Origin of the sequence: Paucilactobacillus vaccinostercus DSM 20634 (assembly GCF_001436295.1) — a bacterium.
In the GTDB taxonomy this organism is placed as follows: domain Bacteria; phylum Bacillota; class Bacilli; order Lactobacillales; family Lactobacillaceae; genus Paucilactobacillus; species Paucilactobacillus vaccinostercus.
Genome location: NZ_AYYY01000061.1, coordinates 130,461 through 145,740 on the forward strand (window position 1 = coordinate 130,461; position 15,280 = coordinate 145,740).

The window sequence follows — 15,280 nt, forward strand, 5'->3', positions numbered from 1 at the left end:
GGAGTTCCTACATATGTCATTAGCAAAAGTTACACACTATTTTCAGCAGTTTAATTTGCAAGATCGAATTACTAAGTTTGATGAGTCCACGGCCACGGTCGATGAAGCGGCGGCCGTTTTGCACGTCAAAGCACGACAAATTGCGAAAACGATGGCGTTTAAATTAAAACAACGCGCTGTGGTCGTGGTAACGGCCGGCAACGCACGGGTTTCTAATCCGAAGTTTAAGGCCATGTTTGGCGAAAAACCGCACATGGTTCAGCGCGATGTTCTGGAACAGACAATTGGTCATCCAGCTGGCGGCGTGTGCCCGTTTGCACTTCAAGAAGGGGTGGACGTTTATTTGGACGAGAGCTTGAAAGCCGATGAAATTGTTTACCCAGCCGCCGGCACGGCGAATACTGCCATTAAATTGAGTCTGGGCGAGCTTGAACAGTACGCCCATCCGCGTCAGTGGGTGGATGTGGTCAAGGATTCTGAGGGACAGCAATGAGCCGCAGGAGTGCCTTCTGGCTGATGTTGATCGTGACCGCAGCTTGGGGCGCGTCGTACATGTGGATGAAACTAGCACTCACCGGGGTCGGACCACTATCGTTAGTTGGGTGGCGGTTTGGCACGGCTTTTCTGGCCACAATCATCGTCTTTTTTCGGGTCTTACGGTGGCCGACGAAGGCAGAATGGCGGGTCAGTCTCATTATGGGAACGATGCTGTTTAGTATGTTTGCCCTTATTATGCTGGGGCTAGAAACCACGGATGCTTCGACCGCTGGATTTTTGATGAGTACGACGACGGTATTTGTGGCTGTATTAGAAGCGCTCATTCACCGGACATGGCCGCGGCCGATGACGATCATGACCATTCTCGTCGTCATGGTCGGATTGTACCTGCTGGTGATGAACGGTGGCGGGCTTAAGTTTAGCGGTGGGGCGCTATTTTGTTTAGGATGTTCGATTCTCTACGCAGTCTATATTATGTATTCCGGCCGACTGGCCCAGCGCCAATTAGCAACGCTGACTGTCAGTGTTTGGCAACTGGGCGTGGCCGGTGTGGAGGGCCTGGCGTTAGGCGCGTTGGTCGATGGTGTCCAGTTACCGACGACGGTTGGCCAATGGGGAGCAATTTTGGCGCTTGGTCTGATCTGTAGTGCCTTTGGATTTGTCGCCCAAACCAAGGTGCAACACTATTTACCACCGGCAACGGTGAGTTTGATTTATACGCTGGAACCAATTTTTTCGGCGTTGTTTGCGTACTTGATGCTGCACGAAATTATGACTACTCGTCAATGGCTGGGGGCCGCGTTAATTTTCTTCAGTGTCATGGTTTCTGAACTGGTTAAGATTCATCGGCCAGCTATCCATCAAAATTAAGCCTTTACTTTAAGCGCGCTTCAAGCGTTATGCTAGGACGGTAGCGTGGTAGCAGATACTTCTGCGCTTCATCGAACTAGGTCTAATGGCTGTGATCTGGAGAAATTAAATGGGATTTGAAACCGATTATTCGATTTCAAATCCCATTTTTATTGGTGGACTGACACAGTGGTTTTATATCGTAAAAGTGCAGAGGAGACACAAAAAGCCTGGTGATTTCAATTTCACCAGGCCCTCTCTTTTCGGTATCAGCTAGTTAGCCATCCGGTCCGTAGCTGATGCCTTAAGACAATTTCCATTTGCCAAAAAGCATCACCTCCTTTTTTGATTGGCTCAAAGATACACCGGTTGTCGGGGGATGTCAATCGAAAGCCATTAAGAAACTTGAGGCAGGTGGGGCTTGCCAAAAAAGTAACCCTGAACATACTTAATACCGAGTTCATTAACGGTTTGCATATCCTGTTCAGTTTCGACCCCTTCCAAGATAAAGAAGAGGTTTTGATCGACCGCGATGTCATGCCAGAACCGGATCCGTTCGTTCATTTGTTCGGTATCGTTGTCCTTACGGAGATTTTGGATCGCGAATTTAACGCCGGTCACGTACGGCAAAATATCCTTAACGAGTTCGTACGAATTATCAGAACCCACGTCGTCGATTTCGATGTAGACGCCGCCGTCATGATAAATTTGGCTGATGGCGCGCATGGTGGCGAGATTGGGAACTTCAATAATTTCGACGACGAGCACGTTAGGCCCGTCAGCCGACTGGTTGAATGCGACTAATTTATGGGCAATGGCGGAATCTGCGAATTGCGACATGGTGAGGTTGATGCTCAGCTTGTGCTCGGGATTGGTTTGTAGCACCCGCTTCATGAGGTCAATTTGGGTATCGACCGAAATATCAAAGCTGGGCGGGAGGACCCACCGTTCGTGGCTCTGATCATAGCGCCGTAGTAACAGCTCATTACGAAAGAGCGTGTGGTCGGGAACGTTGACGACGTGCTGAACAAAAAAGGTATGGGTGTTTAAGATCTCGGCCTCTGAGTTGAACTTAGGCAGTACCCGTCCTTCGATGGTAATCGAGTCACGGCCCGCCCGTTTGGATCGGTAGAGATTTTCATCGGCCCGTTTGTACAGGTCCTCGACGTCTTGATCGGTCGCAATAATTTGCGTGACCCCCACGGAAATTGTAATGTCGATGCGCTGATTATCAAATTCAAAGTGGGATTTACGGACGGTATCAATACAGTTACGCAGGACTGCGGTGACATCTTGTGGTGTGTGATCGAGAAACACGAGGATGAATTCTTCGCCACCGGTTCGATAAAGTCGAAAATTAAGCTTTTCTTCATCCAAGACGTCGCTAATTAATTTGGCGAAGCCCACTAGGACGTTGTTGCCCGCTAAGTGGCCGTAGTTATCGTTAACCTGTTTGAAATGGTCAATGTCGATCGCCACAAAGGTGAGGGGGGTATGGTCTAGTTTCGCGTTTTGAAAAATATCGGTAATTTCATGTTGGTAGCTGGCGTAGTTTTGGACGTCTGTGAGCGCGTCGTAGTTGACCATTTTTTCAATGCGCCGGTTTTCGATGATTTTAGTATGCGTATCTTTTTGATAACGAAAGGTGAATACGGCCATAATCGCGTACATGATTAGCGCTTCAAAGCGAAGCAGTGGGGTAACCATCATTCCCGCCGAGTGGTAGGGAATGGTTAACCAAAACACGATGCCAGCGGCCAGCGTGGTTCCTAAAAAGCCCGCCGCGTTGTAGTGGAGCTGCTTTTGCCACAGGCCGATGATGGCGGCGACCACCAAGACCCCGACCATGCCAATCAGGTAGCGCCAACTTTCAAAGGCGCCCATGTAGTGCATGGAGACAATCATGGCAATCCAAACTGCGCGGATTAAGTATTCTCCGATATTGATCCCGTCATCAAAGAGTGACAAAACTAAGATGAACAAGCCAATGTTATGGTACATAACGGCGTTGTTGCCGACAACGTAGCCGATAAAATGTAAAATGCTACCGATTCCCAGCGCCGTAACGGTAATGGCGATTCGACTGAAGACCTTACGGCGCCGACTGATGATCGTATTATGAAAGGCATTTTGCCACAGCCCGGTAGAGAAACTAAGGTAACCGGCGGTAAAAAAACAAGCAATCACCAGTTGTACAATCCAAACGATCAATGGTGATTGCGCAAATTTCATGTAACTCATATCCATTATTAAGTAATCCCCCAACTAACAGCGCACTATTCAGCATTGTACAATGCGCATCCAGTTCTCCCAGTGAACTAATTAAACCGGCTAACTTTTTAATAGTATCCATTAAAAAGTTAAAGATTTAAGAATACAACAATTGTAGACCAGTTAACACAAGGTGAAAAGACCTTGCGCTCATAAATATCTCATATTTTTTTAATTAATAAGTTGATGATAAAAACGCCGTAGCTCAATGATAGTATGAGCTGCGGCGTTTTATAAAGCTGACATTGAATTCATATTAAATGAGTTATTAACCCATAATAGGGCGTTAATGGTTATCAAACGAATCGATTTTGATCATTAGATAACATGATCGTTATAACGATCAGCATTTACTAAAGTTACATGTTATTCGGCTACCGTGGCGGATTCAGGAGTGGCAGCTAGCTTATGCAAGCCGATTCCGGTGATTCCACTCAATAGTGAAATTACGGGGCACAATAGGTTAAAGAAGGCGAATGGAAGGTAGTCGATGGTGGGCACGCCTAAGGTGTTGGCGATGAAAACCCCGCCGACGCCCCATGGCACGAGGTAGTTGATCATCGTACCGCCATCTTCGAGCACCCGTCCTAATGCGGAACGATCAAGGCCACCAGCAATAAAGGTTTCCTTGAAGGAGCGGCCAGGAAGGATGATCGAAAGAAATTGTTCACCGACAAAAATGTTGATCCCGATGCAGGCGGCGAGGGCGGCGCTGATCAGTTTAACCGTGCTAGTTAGTTTCGTGGCCAGAGGGATCATCACGGCACTAATGAGACCGAAGTTGACGAGCAGGCCCCCAAGCGAGAGGGTCAGCACGATCAGGGCCACGGTCGGCATCATGCTAACGATTCCGCCTCGCGATAAAAGCAGATTTACCTCGTCATTGGTTGTTTTGGCAACGAAGCCATTGGTGATAATGGCACTGGCTTTGGTGATGGATAAATGTGGATTATCAAAAAACATCATGATTGCGGAAACGAAGACGTTGAGCAGCATCGTTGGAATGGCAGCCATCTTAAAGGCGGCACAAACGAATACTAGAATGATCGGAATTAAAGCGATAATTGAAATGTTGAAGTTCTGATTGAGGGCGGCCACGGTGGTGTTAATCTTTGCCATATTAGCATGGTTGTGGCCGATGCCGAGAGCCGCAAAGGCGATGGTTGAGATGGTGGCGGCTGGAATTGTGGACCAGAGAATGGTCTTCATGTGGGCGAATAAATCGGTGTCGACTACCGCGGCGGATAGGTTGTTGGTTTCGGACAGGGGCGAGAGTTTATCACCAAAGATTCCCCCAGCCACAATACAGCCGGCCACCAGTGCGGGGTTAAAATTCATGGTAATACCAATGCCGAAAAAGGCGATCCCAACCGTTGAAACAACGGTGAAACAGCTTCCGACGGCCGCACCAACAAGGGCGCACACGAGAAAGACGGCGGGAAGAAACCACTGAGCGCTGATGGCCTTAAACCCAATTACCATCAAGGTGGGAATTGTGCCGGCGGCAATCCAAGTACTGATCATGGACCCGATCAAGATGAAGATCACAATGGGGATGATCCCCTTATCAATCCCATCTTTGATGCCGGCATTGATATTGTCCCAAGTGAGACCCTTAAACTTGGCCCAAAAAATGGTGACGGTAATCGCAAGAAGCACCGGTACCTGTGGAGAAAGGCCTAATCCGATTACCCCGTAGCCCATGATGGCCAAAATGACAATTAGGACAATCGTCGCCTCACGTAAACTTAACTTAATCTTTTGCATAACTAATGAACTCCGTTTCTCTAAATTTGGGTATATAAAAATCGTCCCTATCGCAATTAAATGCAATAGGGACGATTAGACTAGACCGTGGTACCACCCAAATTGTGTGTTCTTTATCCACTACGACACGGACAGGCTGCCCGGAATTTTAATGTCGCATAAAACACACCACTCACTAGAAGATAATGGATTCTAGTTATTAACCATCGTCATCGTATTACGGTATTTCGCCTCACTTACCCTGATTGGTTCGCAGCAACCACCAACTTCCTGACACCCAGATAAGGAACTACTTCATGTAATTTGACTTTAAATATTTAGTAGCAGTATATAGCGCCAAAATCAAAAATGCAAGTTTTTACAAAGTTAAAAACTGATTGTTATATCATGGATAACTAATAATTATTTTTTTTCAACTTATTATTGGTGGCCTACTCGTTTCGATTAAACGACTTTAATCTAAAAAAATGCGTTTGAAGCTGATCTGCTTCAAACGTATTTTAGTTAACTGAGATAGTTCAGCGTTGCCGTTCCAACTGCCTTACCGGCAATTAACAGGGCATCTTCATTCATAAGAAAATCGGGACTGTGGTGGGGATGGTTAGCGCCATCAGATGTTTGACAGCCAACGTAGAAAAAGGTACTTGGCGTATCTTGTGCAAAGTAGGCGAAGTCTTCAGAAGGATCCTGCGGGCCACAATCGAAGATTTTAGTAACTTCCGGTAGTTGTGCTTGCTTGATGCTATCGATGGTTTGGGCCGTGAGGGTGGGATCATTGAAAAGCACTGGATAGTTATCGTCGTAGTCGATATCGGCATGGACACCAAACATGGCTTCCATGCCATGGGCAATCTGCTCGATTTGATGCCGAACGGTGGTCCGGGTGCTTTCTTTCATGATCCGGACGTCTCCTTTTAGAGTCACACTTTCCTTGATGGCGTTGAATGAGCCAACACCGTCGAAGGAACCGATGGTCACGCTGGCGGTATCAAACGGATCAATCCGACGGGAGACTACTGTTTGTAGAGCGGTGACGAAATAAGAACCTGCCACAATTGCGTCGTTGGAAAGGTGCGGCATTGAGGCGTGGCCCCCTTTACCGGTAAACGTAATCGTGAAGTTTCCCCGACCAGTTTGGGTTTCGTTTAGATGGTACCCAATCGATCCGGTGGGCATAGAAGTCATGACGTGGACGCCAAGAACGTTATCGACATCGGTTAGGACACCGGCTGCGAGCATTCCCTTAGCACCACCGGGAGAGACTTCCTCGGCTGGCTGGTGAATAATGCGAACACTACCTTTGAGTTGGTCTTTTAACTCAATGAGTGCCTTGGCGAGCACCATCATATAGGCGGTATGGGCGTCGTGCCCGCAGGCATGCATTACACCGGGATTTTGAGATTTGAAGGGTAACTCATTATCTTCTTGAACGGCCAGAGCGTCGAAATCGGCACGTAAAGCCAGTTTCTTTCCGGGATGACCACTATCGATATCCACTGCAAATCCGTAGCCTTCACCGTATTCAGTGACAGTGCAATCAAGGTTCTGGTAAAACGCTTTGATGTAGGCGGCTGTCTTAACCTCGTGGAACGAAATTTCGGGGTGTGCGTGTAAATGACGACGAATGCGAATCATTTCCGGTTCGGCGGCCTCAAGTTTGTGCATTAATTCTGTTTGTAGATCCATTATGATCATCCTTTCTTATTTGACGTGGCAAGCCAGCGTTGTAACACGGGTTTAAGTTGGTAAAAAATCGCTTCGGCAATCACGAAACCAACGGCGAGGGCCATCGCGATAGTCAGAGTTTTGAGAAGATTTTGTTCGGCGCTGCCATTGAGGCCGAGCGTAAAATCTTTAAGGCTCATGTAGATGATGGCGCCGGGAACTAGGGACACAAGGCAGGGAATGTAGAGGAGGTTGACGGGCGCTTTGATCCACATAGCAGCCGCGTTGGCGAGCAATCCAATCGTCACTGCCGCAAGCAGATTGGGCATAATAATGTTGCTGGTCAACTGACTGGTTATTAGATAAACGATCCAAGCAATTGCACCGGTCAATCCAGCTGGGAGGAGGGTGCGACGGGGGACGTTGGTAATGATGCCAAAGCCGACGGTGGATAAGAAGCTAAAGATAAAGCCAATTAAAAGCCGCAATTTAAGCGCCTCCCATCAGTAACCGGGCGAGGGCGCCGCCAACAATGACGCCAGCGCCGATGGCACCAGCCACCATGACGGCGTCAACGGCCCGAACAAGGCCCGAAATGGTATGTTTACCAATAATTTCGCGGAGTGAATTAGTCACGGCGACCCCGGGAACTAGTGGCATTAGGGCACTAACAATGATGTTGTCAGCACTATTGGCGAGTCCACTGAGTTGCAGCCCCACAGCTAAGCAGCCAATCACTAAGCCCCCCACACCGACGCCAATGTAGGGTGTTTGGGAGTGGCGACCAATCCATTGGGTTGCAAGGTAGCCGCAGATACCGACGATGAGGGCAAGGCCTAAGTCAGACCAAGTAGCTTGAAAAAGGAGCATGGGTGCGACAGAGACTAGTCCGGCGCCGAGAATTTTTTGCCACCATGAAAAGTCGATGACCCTTTGATCAATGGCGGTGACCCCGGCTTTGAGTTGGTCGTAATTGATTTGATGATTCGTGAAGCGGCGTGAGAGGGTATTAATCTCATCGACCTTTTGGAGATTAAAATCCCCAGTGCGGACCTTTACTAAATGGGTGGTAGGATCGCTATTTGAGTCCACGAAGATTGCAGTCATCGTTGCATGACAACTGAGATCGATGCCGGCGGCCTTTCCGATGTATTCGACGGTGGTTTCAACCCGGGGTGTTTCAGCGCCGTTTTCGAGCAGGATTTTGCCAACTGTTCCACAAAGATCGATGATATCCGTTTGAATTGTTGCGGGCACACATTTCACCTCCAAAACAAAAAACGGTCCCCTGCTAAGTATCTGCAGTGACCGTTTATGAATGCCGTATTAAATTAACAAAATTCATTATAAGACTAAAGAATCAGATTTGGCAACCAGAACAGGTTAAACGATGTTAGAAACGGCCTGGTAAGTTCGCTAAGGTGTATTAAAAATGCCATTTTTAGGTGACTTTGAAATTTTTTCACGAGTGGATGACTAGTAACCACGCGGTTTTAACTAGTTATAATTTAAAATCATACCGTTAAACGCGGTGTAAGTTGTATAATTATAATCAACCACTCACATTAACGCCAGTAAATGTTAATACATTAAAAAATAATGTGATTAAAATTGACGATCATGGGAGTCGAACTACATAGTATTGGACAAGTTTTCTGTTGCTAAGGTCAATTAGTTAATATGCCGAAGCGAATATACATCAAAGGAGAGTATTAAAATGACATATCATTTTTCAAATCGTGTTCCGAAGTCGGATGTTGATCCCGTGGGTGACATCCTAAAAGTTGCTGGAGATCCAAAGGTCATGTCGTTTGCCGGCGGATTACCGGCTCCCGAACTGTTTCCCGTGGAACAAGTTAAAAAGGCGGCTGATGCGGTCTTTGATCAAAAAGGGCGGGCAGCCTTGCAGTACGGATCATCTCAAGGGGTTCCAGAGCTGCGTCAAGTCATTTTGGACCGGGTCAAGGTCGAAGGTATTGAAACCGATGCCGACCATGTGATGGTGGCCACCGGCTCACAACAATCGATCGACTTGACCGGGAAGATGTTTTTGGATGAGGGGAGCGTTGTGATCGTTGAGGATCCAACGTACCTGACCGCCGTTGATGTCTTTCGCTCGTACGGTGCCCGCTTTGTGGGTGTGGCAATGGATGAAGAGGGGATGAAGATGGACGCCTTGGAAAAGGCACTCCAAGATAATCCTGAAGCACGGCTTATCTACACGATTCCGACTTTTCAGAATCCAACTGGTCGGACGATGACACTGGCCCGGCGGCAAAAATTATTGGCACTAGCTGAGAAATACGACGTAATGGTGCTAGAAGATAACCCATACGGGGCAATCCGTTGGGAAGGTGAGAACTTACCATCCCTGAAGTCAATGGATAAAACCGGTCATGTTATTTACATGGGCACGCTATCGAAAATCTTGGCTCCCGGCCTTCGGTTAGGTTGGGTGGTGGCAGAACCCGAACTTATCAAAAAGTACACGATGATGAAACAATCCGCTGACTTACACACGGACAGTTTGGCACAGTACATCGCTGCCGAGTACTTTGCTCAAAATGATATTAACGAACATATTGCAACGATCACGAACTTGTATCACAAGCGTGAACAGATTATGATGGCTGCTATCGACAAATATTTCCCAGCTGGCGTGAAGCACAGTAACCCTGAGGGGGGCATGTTCTTATGGGTCATGGTACCAGGGGTTGATGATACGCAAGTCTTATTTGATGCCGCCCTTGATCGCAATGTCGCAATTGTGCCTGGTGATCCCTTCTTTGGGAATGAAACCATCCCCGGAACGTTCAGAATGAACTACTCTAACACGCCGGAAGATAAAATTGAAGACGGTGTTAAACGTTTGGCCGAAGCAATTAGTGAGGTTATGGCGCAAAATTAAAGGTTAGTGAAAAAACATTCCTCTATCAGGAATGCTTTTTTTATCACTAACGAAGAATAGCATCTACAATAAACTAGCCTTATGAGCGATGATTTCATCGATGAAGTACCGACTAGCAATTGGTAGACTGGCTGTGTCGCGAAAACCAATGGCGAGGTCACGATTTAAAATAGGGTTTAATGAGCGTGTTACGATATTAAAGTGTGTGCGTTGAAGTACCAGTTTAGGTAAAATGCTAATTCCGAGACCGGCCTCAACCATGGTCATGATGCCATAGTCGTCATGGATGCGATAACGAATATGGGGCTTTAGATGGGTATGTTCAAATGCACGAAGAGGCTCATTGAAATGCCCCTCTTCGAGTAGAATAAAGGGTTCCTGACTTAGATCGGTTAAGGTTAAACTGGTCTTGGTGGCGAGCGGACTACCCGGGGAAAGGACAGCTAACAATTCATCTTGCTTTAGCTCAATTGTTTGGATACCAGTAACGGCCGCAGGGGAAGTAAACCCAAAGTCAACAACACCAGTTTTGATCCAGTTTTGAATAGAATTGTAGTCGCCCTGATAAAAGACAAAATCGACGTGTGGATAACGAGCTGTAAATGTTTTAATTAGTTGTGGAAGCCAGTGGCAAGTAATGCTCGAAACAGTACCAACTCGGATAACACCGGTATCGAGCCCTTTGATTTCGGTTGCTTTTTCCTGAACGCTGTTAAATGAGCGGATGGTTTGTTCAATGATGGGGTATAGTTGTTGACCCTCAAGAGTTAAACTAACCCCGTTTTTTGACCGGTTAAGGATTTGAATACCATATTCTGTTTCTAACGACTGCATCATTTGACTAATGGATGATTGTGTATAGCCCAGAGCCTGAGCAGCTTTTGTGAAACTACCAAGTTCGATAATTTTTTCGAGCGCTAAAAAACGATTCATTGATTAGATCTCCTAATAATTTAATAAGTAAGATTAATTTAACTTATTTCAATGCTCAGTATATACTAAATTCATGATAATTTTAGATAACTTTGGAGGACGGATTCATGACAGTTCATTTTCAACCAGCGCAGTTAGCTGATCTCGACGAAATTATGGTGATCGAAAATAGCGGATTTACCGCGGACGAAGCGGCTAGTCGTGATAGTATGCGAGGACGAATCGAACAAATCAGTGACACGTTTGTGGTTGCTAAAAATGATGCCGGGGCGGTTTTAGGCTATATTGTTGGCCCTGCGGATCAGCAGCGTTATATTGCGGACGAACTCTTCGAAACGACGACCCCTAATCAGGCAGGTGATCGTTACCAAACGGTATTGAGCTTGGCCGTTAGCCCAGATTACCAGAAACGGGGAATCGCTGGACAATTATTGACCGAATTAGCTCGGATTGCCCGTGCTCAGAATCGTGACGCCATTACGCTGACCTGTTTGGAACGGCTAGTCCCTTTTTATGAGAAAAACGGGTATCAAAATGAGGGCGTATCGGCTTCTGTGCATGCAGGAGAAACGTGGTATAACATGGTGTTATTGTTAGCTGCGGCTAAGTAACAATTAAATGACAGCATTGAGTTGATAAAACAGCCGGTAAGGTCAAGAACGGCGCGGTCTGACACAAAAGTACAAAAGACATACTGGTGTGATCTTTAATTCCACTGGGGACTAGGGTAGAATAATTTGGTACCCTATTCCAATTAACGAAGGAAGATTAACAATGAAAGCACAATTTGAATATGCAACACAAGAAGATTTAGCTACGATTACCGCCATTTATAATCAAATCATTCCGTCACGTTTGGCAACTGCCGACCTGGAACCAGTGACGGTTGCATCAAAACAGGCGTGGTTTGACGCCTTCAATCACGAACAACGCCCGATTTGGAAAATTATGTTGGATGGTAAAATCGCTGGATGGGTCTCTGTGGAATATTTTTACGGCCGGCCGGCTTATATCCATACCGCCGAAATTAGTATTTATATCGACGAAAATGCGCGTCATCAAGGCCTTGGTCAGCAATCGCTTGATTTTGTTTTTAGCCAATTAAAAGCGCTCGAAATTGATACCTTAGTCGCCTTTATTTTTGGTCACAATAAGCCTAGTCTGGGACTCTTTAATAAAAATGGGTTCTCAGAATGGGGCCATTTACCAGCTGTTGCGCTGATGGATGGTCACAAGCGTGACCTAAACATTTTGGGCCGTCATTTCGACTAGGTTTGTGTTTCACGTGAAACAACGGTGTCTAAATCATGGTTGTGTTACCCGTTAATTGGTGTATAATTCAAAATATTAAAAATTAAATGGCCGTGTGTCGTCCCCGGATGGCGCACTAAGGGCACTAAGTCGATCTCACTAGGGCACCGTTAGCGGTGAGAGATCGGCTTAGTGCCCTCTTTATTGGAGGAAGAAAGTCGATGAAGGATTTAAAGCTAGTAATCAAGACAACTGCAGAGTTAACCAGTGCAGAATTACTGATGATTTTAAAAGAGCGGACGCGGGTGTTTGTGGTGGAACAGCACTGCCCGTATCAGGAAGTGGATGATCAGGATGATGAGGCATGCCACGTTATGTTGCAAGACCACGGTCAGTTAGTGGCCTACACGCGGATTATCAAACACCTGGATGGTATTAATATGAGTTTTGGCCGGGTACTTGTTGTGATGGCGTATCGCGGACAACAACTGGGCCGACAAATTGTGGCAGAAACAATTAAAGTGCTCAGGCAACAATTTCCGGGAGCCCCCATTAAAATTGCGGCCCAGAGTCGCTTACGTGATTTTTATGGCTCATTTGGGTTTCGACCCGTCTCTGACGTCTATTTAGAAGACGATATTCCGCATATTGATATGCTGTTAGAAAATTAAAAAATGATGAGGGATTGACGCGACGATAGATCTATGTTTTAATCAATCTATAATCAAAAGGGAGAAATACAATGACAACTCAACTAACCCAAGTTAATGCGTTTTATTTTGGCTATTACTTTAGTTAGCGTCCGTAGCTTTGCATGCGGACGCCATCCATCGCGTTCGCGTCTAAAGCTTAGCCGTATGTTGTCGTGCCAGCTAGACGTGAAAATCTAGCTGAAATTGTCATTTTCCACACGGAGTAAATGCAGCCAGCTAGATTCAATCTAGCTGGCTTTTTTCTTACCCAAAATAGGAGTGATCGGAAATGACAAAATCAACCAAACGAACTTTAGCGATCTGTTTGTACCTCAATTACCTCGTCCATGGCTTCGGTCTAATTATATTAGCGCAAAATATGCAAGCCTTGGGTCACCTGTGGGGAGTCCCGTTGGCGACTGTTTCTTACATGGTCTCAGGGATTGGTATCGGCCGGTTACTAGCTTACTTCACGTTCGGGTATCTCTCGGATCGCTTTGGTCGTAAATTTTTGATCTACTTGGGGATTTTGACCTACATGATTTTCTTTTTGGGCATGCCATTCGTGCAAAATATTCAACTGGCATATGGCCTAGCAATCTTAGCTGGGGTAGCCAATTCGGCGTTAGATTCGGGAACGTATCCCACGTTCATGGAGATGGGCGGTAAGGAGAGTGCCTCAAACGTGTTTATCAAGGCGTTCATGTCGATTGGTGAGTTTATTTTGCCGTTGCTCGTTGCGACTTTAGAGACGCGGCAGCTATGGTTTGGGTGGTCATTCATTTTACCCGTTATTTTGTTACTGGCAAACTTGGGATTGCTGACTCGGGTGACGTTCCCGAAGCGCAATCAGGCCGACCACACGAGCATCATTCGACAGGGCCGACTTTCGAAGGCTAAACGGCGACTCGCAACCGTGGCACTGTCAGTTTACGGGTACACAACCATGGCGGTCATGATCTTATTTACGCAGTGGATTACGCTGTATGCGACAAAAGAGCTGGGATACAGTTCGTTAATTGCGCACGGGTTACTGTCGCTTTACAGTGTTGGGTCCATTACCGGCGTCGTAATCGTGTTTGCCATGTTACGGCGACAGGTTTCAGAAACGGGATTGTTGGTGATCAACAATGCGCTATCTTTAGTAGCCTTGGTGGTGATCTGTAGTGCTACAACGCAATGGCTTTCGGCGGTGGCTGCATTTGTCTTTGGTTTTACGGCTGCCAGCGGCATGATGCAGGTCGCACTGAACCTGTTTTTGCGCTTATACCCAACGCACAAGGGAATTGTTACCGGCACGTACTTTACGTTCGGCAGCATTGCGACGTTCACGGTTCCAATCGTAACGGGATGGCTGTCAAAAACAAGCATTGCTTACGCGATGGAGTTTGATATTTTGATTGGCGTTGTGGGGTTGGTTATGGTGATTCTCGTGGCGCTTGTCATGAGCCCTCGATCGCTCAGTGTTGGTCTTTGGCGACCCGCAGTACGTCATGTTAATCGATAAATTTAAAAAATGAGACCAGTTTACCGTGATAGTAAACTGGCCTCATTTTTTAGTGCATGCAGCCGTGACTAGCTAGCCACGACGCCCCAAGATGATGGCTGCCCATCATTGAAAATCCCATTGTGTGGAACGCAACTAACCAGAGAAGTAATAACAGAGTGATAAAAATTAAAAACAGTAGTAACAGTAAAACTAGTTTAGTTGACCAAGCATGATTTCCATTCATCCGATCAGGTCCCTTCTATCTAAAAAGCAACGTGATTCGACTCTAATATAAGTCAAAGTGATTTAAATGGGAAGTGCAACGCTAAATAAAGGAACTTAATCCGCTTTTGTTGAGGCGAATAACGTAGTTACGGAGCTGATCTTGGCCGATGAGACCGGGTTTACGTCTAGAAAGTTGCAAAATAGAGAGCGTATTGTTGGTCAAGAAGTGCGCGATGATGGCCGCATCTTGAGCGCTAAAATGATAGGTATTAGCCAAGATATCGGCTAGTTGATCGGTGACGTTACGTGTAATGCGCTGAGTAAATTGGCTATAATCATCATTTGATAAAATGGTGCGCGCAAAGGCGTAGTGGTGATTAAAAAGGGAAATTAGGTGGTCAAAAAAATAGCCATTCTGCTCTTGAATAACATCGTCAAACGGCCGTTCCTTTAAAATCGCAACGAGGTGGTTGGAAATCTCTGTGACGTAGGCATCCAGCAAATTATCGATAGAATCGTAGTGAAGATAAAATGTTTTACGATTGATTCCAGCAGTATCTGTTAGGCGTTTCACGGTAATTTCTGACAGCGGGTGTTGTGCAATTAATAATTCGAACGCTTGGCGGATGGCGCGTTGGGTGCGGATGATACGTTTATCGGTTGCCATAATTAGAATTCTCCTGTCGGTTGCTACCCAATTGGTGGGCAGATGTGGCATATGCCCCAGAATTG

General features: G+C 46.4%; 15 protein-coding genes. 7 read left to right on the plus strand and 8 right to left on the minus strand.

Features of this window, described 5'->3' with window-relative positions:
• The first annotated feature begins 13 nt into the window (after nt 1–13).
• The gene (locus tag FC26_RS09535; protein ID WP_057780010.1) at nt 14–493 is read left to right on the plus strand and encodes a YbaK/EbsC family protein; all 480 of its coding nucleotides are present in this window, start codon (nt 14–16) and stop codon (nt 491–493) included.
• A complete protein-coding gene (locus tag FC26_RS09540; protein WP_083483814.1) occupies nt 490–1,368 on the plus strand; it encodes a DMT family transporter in 879 nt (292 codons plus the stop codon). The genes FC26_RS09535 and FC26_RS09540 overlap by 4 nt, the downstream gene beginning before the upstream one ends.
• A 375-nt stretch (nt 1,369–1,743) precedes the next feature.
• Here the strand turns inward: FC26_RS09540 and FC26_RS09545 are convergent, their stop codons facing one another.
• From FC26_RS09545 to FC26_RS09565, 5 genes are all read right to left on the minus strand, one after another.
• The gene (locus FC26_RS09545) at nt 1,744–3,594 is read right to left on the minus strand and encodes a sensor domain-containing diguanylate cyclase (protein ID WP_057780014.1); all 1,851 of its coding nucleotides are present in this window, start codon (nt 3,592–3,594) and stop codon (nt 1,744–1,746) included.
• A gap of 390 nt (nt 3,595–3,984) precedes the next feature.
• The gene (gene nhaC / locus FC26_RS09550) at nt 3,985–5,385 is read right to left on the minus strand and encodes a Na+/H+ antiporter NhaC (protein WP_057780016.1); all 1,401 of its coding nucleotides are present in this window, start codon (nt 5,383–5,385) and stop codon (nt 3,985–3,987) included.
• A 504-nt stretch (nt 5,386–5,889) separates the two neighbouring features.
• On the minus strand, nt 5,890–7,071 hold the full coding sequence (locus FC26_RS09555) for an amidohydrolase (protein ID WP_057780018.1): 1,182 nt from the start codon (nt 7,069–7,071) through the stop codon (nt 5,890–5,892).
• A gap of 5 nt (nt 7,072–7,076) precedes the next feature.
• Complete coding sequence (locus FC26_RS09560) at nt 7,077–7,538, minus strand: threonine/serine exporter family protein (protein ID WP_057780020.1); 462 nt, start codon at nt 7,536–7,538, stop codon at nt 7,077–7,079.
• A gap of 1 nt (nt 7,539) precedes the next feature.
• The gene (locus FC26_RS09565; protein WP_057780022.1) at nt 7,540–8,307 is read right to left on the minus strand and encodes a threonine/serine exporter family protein; all 768 of its coding nucleotides are present in this window, start codon (nt 8,305–8,307) and stop codon (nt 7,540–7,542) included.
• A gap of 460 nt (nt 8,308–8,767) precedes the next feature.
• Between FC26_RS09565 and FC26_RS09570 the strand changes: the two genes are divergently transcribed.
• The gene (locus FC26_RS09570; RefSeq protein WP_057780024.1) at nt 8,768–9,958 is read left to right on the plus strand and encodes an aminotransferase-like domain-containing protein; all 1,191 of its coding nucleotides are present in this window, start codon (nt 8,768–8,770) and stop codon (nt 9,956–9,958) included.
• A gap of 63 nt (nt 9,959–10,021) precedes the next feature.
• Here the strand turns inward: FC26_RS09570 and FC26_RS09575 are convergent, their stop codons facing one another.
• Nucleotides 10,022–10,891 (minus strand): LysR family transcriptional regulator, encoded by an 870-nt coding sequence (locus tag FC26_RS09575; protein ID WP_057780026.1) that lies wholly within the window; start codon nt 10,889–10,891, stop codon nt 10,022–10,024.
• Nucleotides 10,892–10,998: 107 nt separating this feature from the next.
• Between FC26_RS09575 and FC26_RS09580 the strand changes: the two genes are divergently transcribed.
• The 4 genes from FC26_RS09580 to FC26_RS09595 all read left to right on the plus strand — a co-directional run bounded on the left by FC26_RS09580 (nt 10,999) and on the right by FC26_RS09595 (nt 14,341).
• The gene (locus FC26_RS09580; RefSeq protein ID WP_057780028.1) at nt 10,999–11,502 is read left to right on the plus strand and encodes a GNAT family N-acetyltransferase; all 504 of its coding nucleotides are present in this window, start codon (nt 10,999–11,001) and stop codon (nt 11,500–11,502) included.
• A gap of 163 nt (nt 11,503–11,665) precedes the next feature.
• Nucleotides 11,666–12,163, plus strand: a complete 498-nt coding sequence (locus FC26_RS09585; RefSeq protein ID WP_057780030.1) for a GNAT family N-acetyltransferase — start codon at nt 11,666–11,668, stop codon at nt 12,161–12,163.
• A 200-nt stretch (nt 12,164–12,363) separates the two neighbouring features.
• On the plus strand, nt 12,364–12,813 hold the full coding sequence (locus FC26_RS09590; RefSeq protein ID WP_057780032.1) for a GNAT family N-acetyltransferase: 450 nt from the start codon (nt 12,364–12,366) through the stop codon (nt 12,811–12,813).
• A 310-nt stretch (nt 12,814–13,123) separates the two neighbouring features.
• Nucleotides 13,124–14,341 (plus strand): MFS transporter, encoded by a 1,218-nt coding sequence (locus FC26_RS09595; protein ID WP_083483815.1) that lies wholly within the window; start codon nt 13,124–13,126, stop codon nt 14,339–14,341.
• Between the two features lie 49 nt (nt 14,342–14,390).
• Here the strand turns inward: FC26_RS09595 and FC26_RS12780 are convergent, their stop codons facing one another.
• Nucleotides 14,391–14,567 (minus strand): hypothetical protein, encoded by a 177-nt coding sequence (locus FC26_RS12780; RefSeq protein WP_157061169.1) that lies wholly within the window; start codon nt 14,565–14,567, stop codon nt 14,391–14,393.
• An 81-nt stretch (nt 14,568–14,648) separates the two neighbouring features.
• Entirely contained in the window at nt 14,649–15,215 is a 567-nt protein-coding gene (locus FC26_RS09600) for a TetR/AcrR family transcriptional regulator (RefSeq protein WP_057780035.1), read from the minus strand.
• Nucleotides 15,216–15,280 lie beyond the last annotated feature (65 nt).